Here is an 11,728-nt window from a genome sequence, read left to right on the forward strand (position 1 = left end):
CTCGGCACAGGTCGCGCGGCGGTCGCCGCGCGACCTGTGCGGGTCTGGAAGAGTTCCGCCATGACCGCGACGACGACCGCCCTGCCCACGCCCCGGCACGCCGACCCGCGGGACGCGCCCGCCCTGCGCTGGGGGATCATCGCGCCGGGGTGGATCGCGGGCCAGCTCACCTCGACGATGCACGCGCACACCGGGCAGCGGGTCGTGGCCGTCGGGTCGCGCTCGCCTGAGCGTGGCGCCGAGTTCGCGCGGCGCCACGGTGTCGAGCGCGCCTACGCGGGGTACGAGCAGCTGGTCGAGGACCCGGACGTCGACGTCGTGTACGTCGCGAGCCCGCACAGCCACCACCGCGAGCAGGCGCTGGCCGCGATCGCCGCCGGCAAGCACGTGCTGGTGGAGAAGGCGTTCACACGCAACGCCCGCGAGGCTCGGGAGGTGGTCGACGCCGCCCGCGCCGCCGGGGTGATGTGCATGGAGGCCATGTGGAGCCGCTACCTGCCGCACACCGACGTGGTGCGGCAGCTCCTCGACGATGGCGTGATCGGCGACGTGCGCCTCGTGACGGGGGACTACGGCGTGCGGACCGATCCTCCGGCGGGGCACCGCCTGCTCGATCCCGCGCTGGCTGGCGGGGTCCTGCTGGACCTGGGCGTGTACCCGCTGTCGTTCGCGTCGTTCGTGGCCGCGCACGCCGGCTGGGGGGAGCCGGTCGCGGTGCACGCCGCGGGGGTCCTGGCGTCGACGGGGGTGGACGCACAGGCCACGGTCCTGCTCGACCATGCCGGTGGCGGCCAGGCCCAGGTCTTCACCTCGATGCTGACGGCCACGGGCCGCACCGGGACGATCGCCGGCTCGGAGGGGCGGATCGAGCTGGGCGAGGACTTCTTCGCGCCGTCGACGGTGACTTTGCTCCAGGGGGACCGCCGCCTGGTCTGGGACGAGGACCCGCTGCGCGGCCACGACGGCCTCTGCTACCAGACGGCCGCGCTCGCGCGGTACGTCGCGGAGGGCCGCACCGAGTCGCCGTGGATGCCGCTCGAGGAGACGGTTCGGGTGCTGGAAACCGCCGATGAGGTCCGCCGACAGCTGGGTGTCGCCTTCCCCGGAGAATGAACACGATTTCATTGGTGCTTTGTCACTCATACGAGTGAACAAGAGGCTCAAACAGTCCCGAAAGGGGGCGTACTCTCAGTCTGCCGACGGCCGGGGGGCAACGAGGGGGCGTAGTGACGAGCCAGATCGAGCGTGGCTATGCCAAGGGACGGGCACGTCGCCAGCAGATCCTCGACGAGGCCATGGCCCTCTTCGGAGACGTGGGCTACCGCGCGGCGTCGCTGCGTGAGATCGCGGCCCGTGCGGGCATCTCGCACCCCGGGCTGCTGCACCACTTCACCAGCAAGGAGTCGTTGCTCCTGGCCGTCCTCGAACGGCGGGACGAGACCGACTCCGCCCAGTTCGACCTCACCGGCTCGAGCGGCACCGAGGTGCTGCGGCACATGCTCGACCTGGCTGACTACAACACCACCCGGCCCGGGATCGTCGAGCTGTCCTGCGTGCTCGCGGCCGAGGCGACTTCGCCCGACCACCCGGCCCACGAGTTCTTCACCGACCGCTACGAGCGGGCCGTGCGCCTGTGCATCGAGGCGTTCGAGCAGGCCAAGCAGGCGGGACAGCTCAACTCCGACGTCGACCCCGAGCACGCAGCCCGCAGCTTCATCGCCCTGATGGACGGGCTGCAGGTGCAGTGGCTCCTCGACCGGGAGGGCGTCGACATGGCCGGCACGCTGCGCCAGCACCTCGCCCGGCAGTTCACCGTCGACCTCTGACCAGGGACTCCACCCCCCGCGGCGCTCGGACATCCGTCGCGTGGTAGGCATGGAGGGGCGGACTTCCCTGACGAGCGAGGTCGACGATGACCACCAGCCTCACCTTGACCGACGCGAGCCTCGACGGGCTCCTCGCGCGCCTCACGCTCGCCCAGAAGGTGCGGCTGCTCACCGGGGCGGACATCTGGTCTCTGCACCCTGAGCCCGAGATCGGGCTGCGCGCGATCGTCATGTCCGACGGCCCCTCGGGTGTGCGCGGGACCGTGTGGGACGAGCGCGACCCGTCGCTCAACCTGCCCTCCGCCACCGCGCTCGCCGCGACCTGGGACCCCGACCTCGCGTACCGCTACGGCGCCGCGATGGCCCGCGAGGCCCGCCGCAAGGGTGTGGACGTGGTGCTGGGGCCCACCATCAACCTGCACCGCAGCCCTCTGGGCGGCCGCCACTTCGAGGCGTACTCGGAGGACCCGCTGCTGACCGCCGTCATCGCCGACGCCGTGGTCCGCGGGCTCCAGGACCACGGCGTCGCGGCCTGCCCCAAGCACTACGTCGCCAACGACTTCGAGACCGAGCGGTTCACCGCCTCCGTCGACGTGTCCGCCAAGGCCCTGCACGAGCTGTACCTGCAGCCCTTCGAGCATGTCGTCACCCACGCCGGAGCCTGGTCGCTGATGAGCGCCTACAGCGGTGTCGACGGCGTGACGATGAGCGAGAGCGATCTGCTCCGCACACCGCTCAAAGACGCGTGGGGGTTCGACGGCGTCGTCGTCTCGGACTGGACGGCCGTGCGCTCGCTCGACGCGGCCAGGGCCGCGCAGGACCTGGCGATGCCGGGCCCCGACGGGCCCTGGGGCGAGGCGCTCGTCGCTGCCGTCGAGGCCGGCGACATCCCCGCCGCGACCGTCGACGAGAAGGTGCGGCGCCTGCTGCTGCTCGCCGCGCGCGTCGGCGCCCTGGCCGTCGAGGGCGCCGAGGACGGCACGCCCCCAGCCGATGAGCCACCGGCAGAGGTGGACCCGGACGCGGTGCTGCTCGCCCGCGAGGTCGAGGTGCGCGGCATGGTGCTGGCCCGCAACGACGGCGCCCTGCCGCTGCTGCCACCCGACGCCCCGGCGCCAAGGCGGATCGCGGTCCTGGGGCAGAGCGCGGTGCAGCCGCGGACGCAGGGCGGCGGCTCGGCCACCGTGATGCCGACCCGCACCGTCTCCCCGGTCGACGGGCTGCGCGCGGCCCTCCCCGACGTCGACATCGTGCACGCCACGGGCGCATTGGCGCACCAGGGGGTCGTCCCGTTCGACCTCGACGAGGTGCGGGACCCGCAGACGGGGGAGCACGGTCTGCGCGCCAGGTTCCTCGCCGCTGATGGCGCCGTGGTGCTCGACGAGGTGCGCCGCAGCAGCGCCCTCATGTGGCTCGGCGACGCGCCCGACGCCGCCGTCTTCGAGCTCGTGGCCGAGTTCACCCCCACCGCCACGGGCGAGATCGAGCTCGGGTTCGCGACGGTGGGGTCCACGGTCCTGGAGGTCGACGGGGAGCCCGTCCTCGAGGTCACGCTCGGCGCCGACTCCGATGACCTGGCCGCCGGGCTGATGGCGCCGCCGTCGGCAACCACACGGGTCCACGTCGAGGGCGGGCGGGCCTACCGCCTGCGCTGGCGGCGGGTCGTCGCCCCGCTCGGGGCGGGCCAGGACGGCATGGCGCGCTCGGTGGGCTTCACCGCCGGCTGGCGGCCCGTCGTGGACTCCCCGGAGCAGCTCATCGCCGAGGCGGCCGCCCTGGCGCGCGAGGCCGACGTGGCCGTGGTGGTGGTCGGCACCAACGAGCAGGTCGAGTCCGAGGGCCTCGACCGCCAGGACCTCCGGCTGCCCGGGGCGCAGGACGACCTGGTGCGGGCAGTGGCGGACGCGAACCCGCGCACCGTCGTGGTGGTCGACGCCGGGTCGCCTGTGCTCATGCCGTGGCGTGATCAGGTGGGCGCTGTGCTGCTGACCTGGTTCGGTGGCCAGGAGTACGGCAACGCCCTCGCCGAGGTGCTCGTCGGCAGCCGCGAGCCCGGCGGGCGGCTGCCCACCACCTGGCCCGCCGCCCAGGAGGACGTGCCCGTGCTGGACGTGACCCCGCGGGACGGGGTGCTGCGCTACGCCGAGGGCATCCACATCGGCTACCGCGCCTGGCTGAGGGCCGGCGCCGTGCCGGCGTACCGGTTCGGGCACGGGCTCGGGTACACGAGCTGGTCGTACGACGCGGTGCGCGTCGAGCCGGAGGGGCACGATGTGATCGTGCGGGTGGCCCTGACGAACACGGGCCTGCGCCGCGGGCGCGAGGTGGCGCAGGTGTACCTCGAGCGCGGGGACTCCGTGGTCGAGCGTCCGGTGCGCTGGCTCGCGGGGTGGGCCGTGGTCGCCGCGGACCCGGGCGAGCACGTCACCGCGGAGGTGCGGCTCGCTGCCCGGGCGTTCCAGCACTGGGACGCCGCGAGCGGCGCGTGGGCCGCGGAGCCCGGGCCGTTCACCGTGCTGGTGGGCGGGGATGTCGCGGCGGACCGGCTCGCCGCGACGGTGGTGCGCTGAGGCCCTGCGTGCGCGCCGTCAGGGGATGACGACGGTGCCGTCGAGGAAGGACCCGGTCAGGCCCCCGCCCTCGACGGTGGCGACGCACAGGCCGGTGCGGTCGCCGCGGCCCCACGACTCCTCGGTGGGCGCCCAGGTCACGGCCCGCACCCCTGCTTCCACCTCGGCCGGGGTCAACGCGCACGCGGACGCGACGCGCCGGTCGGCGGCCTGCTGGCCGGGCCAGGTCGCGGCCTTGTCGAACCGGTACTGGGTGACCACCTGAGCGGCGTGGGGCTGGTCGCAGGGCACCACCGTCACCTCGTCGACGCTGCCGCTGGGAGGCAGCGGGTCGACGCAGTGGCCGGTGACGAGCTGGACGGCGTGCGCCTCGCGTGGGGAGTCGACGTCGAGCGTCAGCGGCCGCTGGGCCGCCGCGGTGAGCCGCACGCCGACGACCACCGCCACGATCGCGAGCGTCCCGAACACTCCGAGCGCGATTCCGGCGATGGCGAGCCGGGCGCCCCGGGAGCCGCGCGCGCGGGTGCGGCGCAGCCCGACGACACCCAGCGCGAGCGCCACCGGCCCGGTCATCAGCACGCCGGCGACGAGCGAGGCCACGGACCAGCGGTCCCACGGCGCGCGGGGCTCCGACCAGCCCGGGGCGTAGTACGGCTCGGGAGGGACGGCGTCGAGGTGGGGGCTCAGCTCGGGCTCCCCTGGCCCAGGTCGAGGGTCTGGGCCACGACTGAGCCGGTGACGTCGGCGTCGGAGATCGCGAGGCAGTAGCCGGACCTCTGCCCGCCGTCCCAGTAGGACGGGTGCGGGTAGAAGACGTCGACGGTTCCCCAGGCGCTGGTGAGGCTGGGGGCCAACGCGTCGACCTGGTCCCAGCAGGTCGACCACGCGCCCTCGACGGCCGGGTCGGCGTCCATGCCCCACGGCGCGCTGGCGAGCTCGACCCGGCCGATCACCTCGGCGGTGTGCGCCTGGGCGCAGTCGACCACCACCGCGTCACTCATGTCGTACAGCTCGGGCCACTCGTCGAGGCACTGGCCCGCGGTGAACGGTCCCGCGAGCTCGTACATCTGGACATCAGCGGAGGTGGCGTCGTCCTGCGACGACCAGGCGTCGTCCTCGGCGTCCTGCTGCTCGAGGGTGTCCTCCCAGGACGTGCTCCACTCGACGTCGTCGTACGTGCTCTGGTTGTTCATGCCGACCACCAGCAGGGTGACGAACGCCGCGAGGAACAGGGTCATCACGCCGCCGAGGGCGACGCCCGCGATGGCGAGCCCACGCCCGCGCGCCCCGGAGCGCCGGATCCTGACCAGTGCCGCGATGCCCAGCCCGAGACCGACGATGCCGGTCAGCCCCATGGTGACCAGCCCGACGCAGCTGGTCACGAGGGACCCGATGGCCAGCCCGTCCACGGGCGGCTGCGGGGGGCCCCACGCGCCCGGCGGCGGGTAGTAGCCGCCCGGAGCCTGGGGGTGGCCCGGCGGGGGGCCGCCGTACGGCGGGCCACCGTAGGGCGAGGCGCCGTAGGCCGGCCCGCTGTACGACGGAGTCGGCCCCCCAGCGCCCGCCGGTGGCGCGCCGTAGGGCGAGCCGCCGTAGGGCGGGGTGGCGGGGTACGGAGCGGCGTAAGGAGACGCGGGCTCGGCCGATGGCGGCCCGTACGGGGACCTCGAGTCCTCCGCGGGCGCTGCCGGCGGGGGATCCGCGGGAGCCGCCGGCGCGGGCGCCGCGAACGGGTCAGGTCGGTCCTGGTCGGGGGCGGGCCAGGTCGGGGGCGTGCTCATGTCCAGGAACGTAGCGGAGGGCGGCGGCGCGGAGGGTGCGCTTCCACATCGGGGCGCCCGTATCACCCGCCCGGCCGCGTGGTCAGTCCGCCAGGTCGAGGACGACCGGGACGTGGTCGGACGGCGCCTTGCCCTTCCGCTCGTTCCGCTCGATCGTCGCCCCGGTGACCCGGGCCGCGAGGGCCGGTGAGGCGTACGTGAAGTCGATGCGCATGCCCTCGTTCCGGGGGAACCGCAGCTGCTGGTAGTCCCAGTACGTGAAAGTGCGGTCGGGGATGTGCTCGCGGGACACCTCGGTGTACCCGGCGTCCGCGAACGCGGCGAAGGCCTCACGCTCGGCCGGGGTGACGTGGGTGCGGCCGGCGAACGCCTCGATGTCCCACACGTCCTCGTCGAGGGGCGCGATGTTCCAGTCGCCCACCAGGGCGATCTGCGCGTCGGGGTCGCCCGTCCCCGGGGTGATCCACGACTCCGCCTGGGCGCGCAGGTGCTTGAGCCACTCGAGCTTGTAGGCGTAGTGCGGGTCGTCGATCTCCCGGCCGTTGGGGATGTACAGGCTCCAGATGGTCACCCCGCCGCAGGTGGCGCCCAGCGCCCTCGCCTCGGTGACGGGCTCCACCCCGAAGCCGGGCTGCCCGGCGAACGTCGTCTGCACGTCCTCCAGGCCGACCCGCGAGATGATCGCGACGCCGTTCCACTGGCTGAACCCGAGCGTCGCGACCTCGTATCCGGCGGCCTCGAAGGCCTCGCGGGGGAACTGCTCGTCCTTGCACTTGGTCTCCTGCAGCGCCAGCACATCGGTGCCAGTGCGCTCCAGGAACGCCAGGGCGCGGTCGGCGCGGGCACGGATCGAGTTGATGTTCCAAGTCGCGATGCGCATGACGGCAGGCTAGCCGCCAGCGCTGACGGCCCGGCCCCTGCGGGGTGCTGTGATGCGCGCCGGCCGGGCAGGGTTCGTGGGACAACTGGGCCGACCGCTCCGTAGGGTGGCCACATGGGAACCGCACTCATCACCGGCGCGAGCGCCGGACTCGGGCTCGAGTTCGCCTGGCAGCTCGCGACCGCCAAGCACGACGTGGTGCTCGTCGCGCGCGACACCGAGCGACTCGAACGCCTCGCCTCCCAGCTGCGCGCGGCGGCGGGCGTGCACGCCGAGGTCCTCACCGCCGACCTGACCGACCCCGCCGACCTGGAGCGGGTCGCCGAGCGGCTGCGCGACCAGACCCGCCCGGTGGGCCTGCTGGTCAACAACGCGGGCCTCAGCCTGCACCAGAGGTTCGTCGGCGGCGACCTCGACCGTGAGGAGATGGCGCTCGACCTCATGGTGCGGTCCGTCATGGTGCTGTCCCACGCGGCCGCGCAGGCGATGGTCGAACGGGGCCGGGGGGCGATCCTCAACGTCGCGTCGGTCGCGGCGCTGTTCACGTCGGGCACCTACTCGGCGCACAAGGCGTGGGTGCGGACCTTCACCGAGGGGCTCGCCGTGGACCTGCGCGGCACCGGGGTGACGGCCACGGTGCTGTGCCCGGGGCTCGTGCACACCGAGTTCCACGACCGCGCCGGCATCGACAAGTCGGTGCTGCCGGACATCGCCTGGCTCAACCCCGACGACGTGGTCGCGGCGGCGCTCGCGGACGTGCGGCGCGGCGCGGTCATCTCGACGCCGAGCCTGCGGTACCGGCTCGCCTCGGGCGTGGTCCGCCTCCTGCCCCGCACGGCGGTCCGGGCCTTCGCGTCGTACCGCAAGCCTGTGCCGGACGACGCGGCCAGCGCCGCTGGGATGGGCTCCCTGGCTCCCGACGCCGATCGGTAGCCTGTCGACCGTGACCCACGCGCAGCCTGACGGCCTCTCCCTGTCCCCGACGCCCCGCGAGCAGCTCCGCGAGCTGATCTCCGAGCTCGCGGTGGTCCGCGGCAAGGTGACGCTGTCCTCGGGCCGCGAGGCCGACTACTACGTGGACCTGCGCCGGGTGACCCTGCACCACCGGGCGGCCCCGCTCATCGGGCACCTGATGCTGGACCGGCTCGAGGAGGTCGGCCTCGGCACCGCGGAGATCGACGCGGTGGGCGGGCTGACCCTCGGCGCCGACCCGGTGGCCACGGCCCTGCTGCACGCCGCGGCCTCGCGCGGGCAGGACCTCGACGCATTCGTGGTCCGCAAGGAGGCCAAGGCGCACGGCATGCAGCGCCGCATCGAGGGCCCGGACATCGCCGGCCGCCGGGTCGTCGTCCTGGAGGACACGTCCACCACTGGCGCCTCCCCGATCGCCGCCGTGCAGGCTGCTCGGGAGGCCGGCGCCGAGGTGATGGGCGTCGCGGTGATCGTGGACCGCGCGACCGGCGCCGCCGAGAAGATCGAGGCGCTGGGCGTGCCCTACCACCACCTGTTCGACCTGTCCGACCTCGGCCTGGCCTGATCGCGGTGCGCCGCCGACCCAGCGTCGCGGCCCTGGTGGTCGGCGCGCTCGTGGTCGGCACCCTGGTGGCCAGCTGCCTCGTGGCGGACGGGGCCTTCCTGCTGCCGACGGTGGTGCTGTGGCTGGTGCTCGGCGGCTTTCTGCTGGCCTTCTGGGTCGGTGAGAAGCGGCACGAGCGCCTCCAGGCGTGGGGAGCGGCCCGCGGCTGGACCTACCAGCGTCACGATCAGTCGCTGCGCTCGCGGTGGACCGGCCCGCCGTTCGGCGAGGGCGCGAACCGCCAGGCCACCGAGGTGCTGCGGGGCCCCGTGGACGGCCGGGCGGCGGTCTCCTTCACCTATCGCTGGACCGTCGGCACGGGCAAGCAGAAGACCACCCACACCCGCCAGGTGGTCGCGCTCGACCTGCCGACCGCGCTGCCGGGCCTGCAGCTCACGCCGGAGTGGCTCGGCAGCCGGATGGCCAGGGCGCTGGGAGCGCAGGACATCCAGTTCGAGTCCGAGGAGTTCAACCGGGCCTGGCGTGTCCAGGCGCGGGATCTGAAGTTCGCCCACGACGTGGTGCACCCACGGCTGATGGCTCGGCTGCTGCAGGACGACGCCCGTCGGGCGAACCTGCGGATCGAGGGGGCGACCGTGCTCACCTGGCTGCCGAACGGGACGGACGTCGACCGCATCGACCCCGCCCTCACGCTGCTGCGCGCCTTGGTGGACGCCGTCCCGCGGCACGTCTGGGAGGACATGGGCCTCCCGACGGCGCGCTGACCTGCGCTCACGGTCGGACGACGCGCACGAGCCCGCCGCTACGATCTGTCCCATCCGACTCTGGAGGTCCCCCATGGAGGTCGCACTCGTCGTCCTCGCCGTGCTGGTCGTCATCGTGCTCGTGTGGGCGATCGCCCAGTACAACGGCTTCATCCGCCTGCGGAACCTGGTGCAGGAGGCATGGCGGCAGATCGACGTCGAGCTGCACCGTCGGCACGACTTGATCCCGAACCTGGTCGAGACGGTCAAGGGGTACGCCGCGCACGAGCGGGCGGTGTTCGACGAGGTGTCCCGGGCCCGCTCGGCGGCCTCGGCCAGCGGCGCCACGCCCGGCGCGCAGGCCGCGCAGGAGAACGCCCTGACGCAGGCCCTGGGCCGCCTGTTCGCCGTCGCGGAGGCGTACCCGGTGCTGCGCGCCAGCGAGAACTTCCAGCAGCTCCAGCTCGAGCTCACGTCCACCGAGGACCGCATCGCCGCGGGCCGCCGCTTCTACAACGCGAACGTGCGGGCGCTCAACACCAAGGTGGAGTCGTTCCCCTCGAACGTCATCGCGAACATGTTCCACTTCAGCCGCGCCGAGTACTTCGAGGCCGAGGACCCGGCCGTCCGCGCCGTGCCGCAGGTCGGCTTCGGAGACGAGGGCCGCTAGCCCGGCCCACGTCGGCCGCCGCCGACGAGACGCGCGAAGGGCGCCGACCCGCGTGGTCGGCGCCCTTCGCGCGTGTCAGGCCAGGGTGGGTCAGACCAGGTCGACGAGGTTCGCGATCGAGTCGACGACGTGGCTGGGCCGGAATGGGAACTTCTCCACGTCGGAGGCGCTGGTCGAGCCCGTGAGCACCAGGAAGGTCTGCAGCCCCGCCTCGATGCCGGCCACCACGTCGGTGTCCATCCGGTCGCCGATCATCGCGGTGGTCTCCGAGTGCGCGTCGATGCGGTTGAGCGCGGAGCGGAACATCATCGGGTTGGGCTTCCCGACGAAGTACGGCTGCCGGCCGGTGGCGGCGGTGATCATCGCGGCGACGGCGCCGGTGGCGGGCAGGTCGCCCTCAGGGCTGGGGCCCGTGACGTCCGGGTTGGTGGCGATGAACCGGGCGCCGCCCTTGATGAGGCGGATGGCGCGCGTGATGGCCTCGAACGAGTACGTGCGGGTCTCGCCCAGCACCACGTAGTCCGGGTCGCTCTCGGTGAGGGTGTAGCCGATCTCGTACAGCGCCGTCGTCAGGCCGGCCTCGCCGATGGCGTAGGCGCTCCCGTCGGGGACCTGGTCGGCGAGGAACTGGGCGGTGGCCAGCGCCGACGTCCAAATGGCGCCCTCGGGCACGTCGATGCCGGTGGCGGCGAGGCGGGCGCGCAGGTCGCGGGCCGTGTAGATCGAGTTGTTGGTGAGGATGAGGAACGGCCGGTCGGCCTCGCGCAGCGCCCGCACGAACTCGGGGGCGCCGGGCAGGGCTGTGCCCTCGTGGACGAGCACGCCGTCCATGTCCGTGAGCCAGCTGTGGATCTGCCGTGTCGTCATGCCTGTCGCTCGTCTCTGACGCAGGTCACTCGGTGGGGCCGAAGGCGTCGCGCGCCGCGCGGTCGCGCTCTTCCGGCTCGTCGTAGTTCGGGTCGCGCTTCTGGCTGCGGGCGCGCAGCAGCTCGATGAACACGGGGATGACCGAGATGCCGACGATCGCCACCAGGATCAGCTCGATGTTGTCCTTGATGAACCCGATGTTCCCGAGCAGGTAGCCGAGCACCGTGACGCCGACGCCCCAGACGAACGCGCCGATGACGTTGAAGGCGACGAAGTGCCGGTAGGTCATGTTGCCGACGCCCGCGGCGACGGGGGCGTAGGTGCGCACGAACGGCACGAACCGCGCCACGATGATGGTGCGGCCGCCGTACTTGTCGAAGTAGGCGTACGTCTGGTCGATGTACTGCTGCTTGAAGAAGCGCGAGTCGGGCTTGTTGAAGATCTTGGGTCCAGCCTTGCGCCCGATCAGGAAGCCGACCTGGTCGCCTGCGAACGCGGCGATGAACAGCATCAGGCAGAGCACCCACAGCGGCACGTTCATCTGGTCCTGGGCGACGAGCATGCCCGCGGTGAACAGCAGCGAGTCGCCGGGGAGCAGGGGGAACAGCAGCCCTGTCTCGATGAACACCACGATCGCGACGCCGATCAGCGCATATGTGCCGAACGAGTCGATGAGGTGCTGCGCGTCGAGGAAGTCCGGCCCGAGGGCTGGCACAGATCCGATTGCGGGCAGGGCGGCAGCGAGGGCGGTCATGGTGGACACCTGCCAAGACTACGTGCCGACTGCGAGCGCTCGCCGGAGACAACGTGAAGACCTCGCGCGCACTGGAGGACCGGCAGAGGCGGCACATCGG

Annotated in this window: 12 protein-coding genes; 7 read left to right on the forward strand and 5 right to left on the reverse strand. The window is 73.1% G+C overall.

Annotated features, from left to right (window positions below; genetic code table 11):
* The first annotated feature begins 60 nt into the window (after positions 1-60).
* From NP064_RS00925 to NP064_RS00935, 3 genes are all read left to right on the forward strand, one after another.
* A complete protein-coding gene (locus NP064_RS00925; RefSeq protein ID WP_227568383.1) occupies positions 61-1,113 on the forward strand; it encodes a Gfo/Idh/MocA family protein in 1,053 nt (350 codons plus the stop codon).
* A 113-nt stretch (positions 1,114-1,226) separates the two neighbouring features.
* The gene (locus tag NP064_RS00930; RefSeq protein WP_227568382.1) at positions 1,227-1,826 is read left to right on the forward strand and encodes a TetR/AcrR family transcriptional regulator; all 600 of its coding nucleotides are present in this window, start codon (positions 1,227-1,229) and stop codon (positions 1,824-1,826) included.
* An 86-nt stretch (positions 1,827-1,912) separates the two neighbouring features.
* On the forward strand, positions 1,913-4,396 hold the full coding sequence (locus NP064_RS00935) for a beta-glucosidase family protein (RefSeq protein WP_227568381.1): 2,484 nt from the start codon (positions 1,913-1,915) through the stop codon (positions 4,394-4,396).
* A gap of 18 nt (positions 4,397-4,414) precedes the next feature.
* On the opposite strand, the gene NP064_RS00940 is transcribed toward NP064_RS00935, so the two are convergent.
* The 3 genes from NP064_RS00940 to NP064_RS00950 all read right to left on the reverse strand — a co-directional run bounded on the left by NP064_RS00940 (position 4,415) and on the right by NP064_RS00950 (position 7,057).
* Positions 4,415-4,996 carry a DUF4190 domain-containing protein gene (locus NP064_RS00940; RefSeq protein ID WP_227568380.1) on the reverse strand — a complete coding sequence of 194 codons (582 nt, stop codon included), beginning with the start codon at positions 4,994-4,996 and terminating at the stop codon, positions 4,415-4,417.
* Between the two features lie 83 nt (positions 4,997-5,079).
* Positions 5,080-5,805, reverse strand: coding sequence for a DUF4190 domain-containing protein (locus NP064_RS00945; protein WP_256813739.1), 726 nt, complete (start codon positions 5,803-5,805; stop codon positions 5,080-5,082).
* Positions 5,806-6,259: 454 nt separating this feature from the next.
* A complete protein-coding gene (locus NP064_RS00950; RefSeq protein ID WP_227568378.1) occupies positions 6,260-7,057 on the reverse strand; it encodes an exodeoxyribonuclease III in 798 nt (265 codons plus the stop codon).
* 114 nt (positions 7,058-7,171) lie between these two features.
* On the opposite strand from NP064_RS00950, the gene NP064_RS00955 reads away from it, so the two are divergent.
* The 4 genes from NP064_RS00955 to NP064_RS00970 all read left to right on the forward strand — a co-directional run bounded on the left by NP064_RS00955 (position 7,172) and on the right by NP064_RS00970 (position 10,007).
* A complete protein-coding gene (locus NP064_RS00955; protein ID WP_227568377.1) occupies positions 7,172-7,990 on the forward strand; it encodes an SDR family NAD(P)-dependent oxidoreductase in 819 nt (272 codons plus the stop codon).
* Positions 7,991-8,000: 10 nt separating this feature from the next.
* Positions 8,001-8,594, forward strand: coding sequence for an orotate phosphoribosyltransferase (pyrE, locus tag NP064_RS00960; protein ID WP_227568376.1), 594 nt, complete (start codon positions 8,001-8,003; stop codon positions 8,592-8,594).
* A gap of 5 nt (positions 8,595-8,599) precedes the next feature.
* Positions 8,600-9,358, forward strand: a complete 759-nt coding sequence (locus NP064_RS00965) for a type III secretion system chaperone family protein (protein ID WP_227568375.1) — start codon at positions 8,600-8,602, stop codon at positions 9,356-9,358.
* Between the two features lie 73 nt (positions 9,359-9,431).
* Positions 9,432-10,007 carry a LemA family protein gene (locus NP064_RS00970; protein WP_227568374.1) on the forward strand — a complete coding sequence of 192 codons (576 nt, stop codon included), beginning with the start codon at positions 9,432-9,434 and terminating at the stop codon, positions 10,005-10,007.
* Positions 10,008-10,097: 90 nt separating this feature from the next.
* Here NP064_RS00970 and NP064_RS00975 read toward each other — a convergent pair whose 3' ends face one another.
* Positions 10,098-10,874, reverse strand: coding sequence for an HAD-IIA family hydrolase (locus tag NP064_RS00975; RefSeq protein ID WP_227568373.1), 777 nt, complete (start codon positions 10,872-10,874; stop codon positions 10,098-10,100).
* A gap of 25 nt (positions 10,875-10,899) precedes the next feature.
* Positions 10,900-11,628 (reverse strand): DedA family protein, encoded by a 729-nt coding sequence (locus NP064_RS00980; protein ID WP_227568499.1) that lies wholly within the window; start codon positions 11,626-11,628, stop codon positions 10,900-10,902.
* Positions 11,629-11,728: the final 100 nt, after the last annotated feature.

The sequence above is a fragment of the Cellulomonas chengniuliangii genome, assembly GCF_024508335.1.
Classification (GTDB): Bacteria; Actinomycetota; Actinomycetes; order Actinomycetales; family Cellulomonadaceae; genus Cellulomonas_A; species Cellulomonas_A chengniuliangii.

Excerpts from the sequence above, each read along its gene's own strand:
- NP064_RS00925 (WP_227568383.1), top strand. The coding sequence starts at position 61 with ATGACCGCGACGACGACCGCCCTGCCCACGCCCCGGCACGCCGACCCG.
- NP064_RS00935 (WP_227568381.1), top strand. The coding sequence starts at position 1,913 with ATGACCACCAGCCTCACCTTGACCGACGCGAGCCTCGACGGGCTCCTC.
- NP064_RS00950 (WP_227568378.1), bottom strand. The coding sequence starts at position 7,057 with ATGCGCATCGCGACTTGGAACATCAACTCGATCCGTGCCCGCGCCGAC.
- NP064_RS00955 (WP_227568377.1), top strand. The coding sequence starts at position 7,172 with ATGGGAACCGCACTCATCACCGGCGCGAGCGCCGGACTCGGGCTCGAG.
- NP064_RS00970 (WP_227568374.1), top strand. The coding sequence starts at position 9,432 with ATGGAGGTCGCACTCGTCGTCCTCGCCGTGCTGGTCGTCATCGTGCTC.
- NP064_RS00975 (WP_227568373.1), bottom strand. The coding sequence starts at position 10,874 with ATGACGACACGGCAGATCCACAGCTGGCTCACGGACATGGACGGCGTG.
- NP064_RS00980 (WP_227568499.1), bottom strand. The coding sequence starts at position 11,628 with ATGACCGCCCTCGCTGCCGCCCTGCCCGCAATCGGATCTGTGCCAGCC.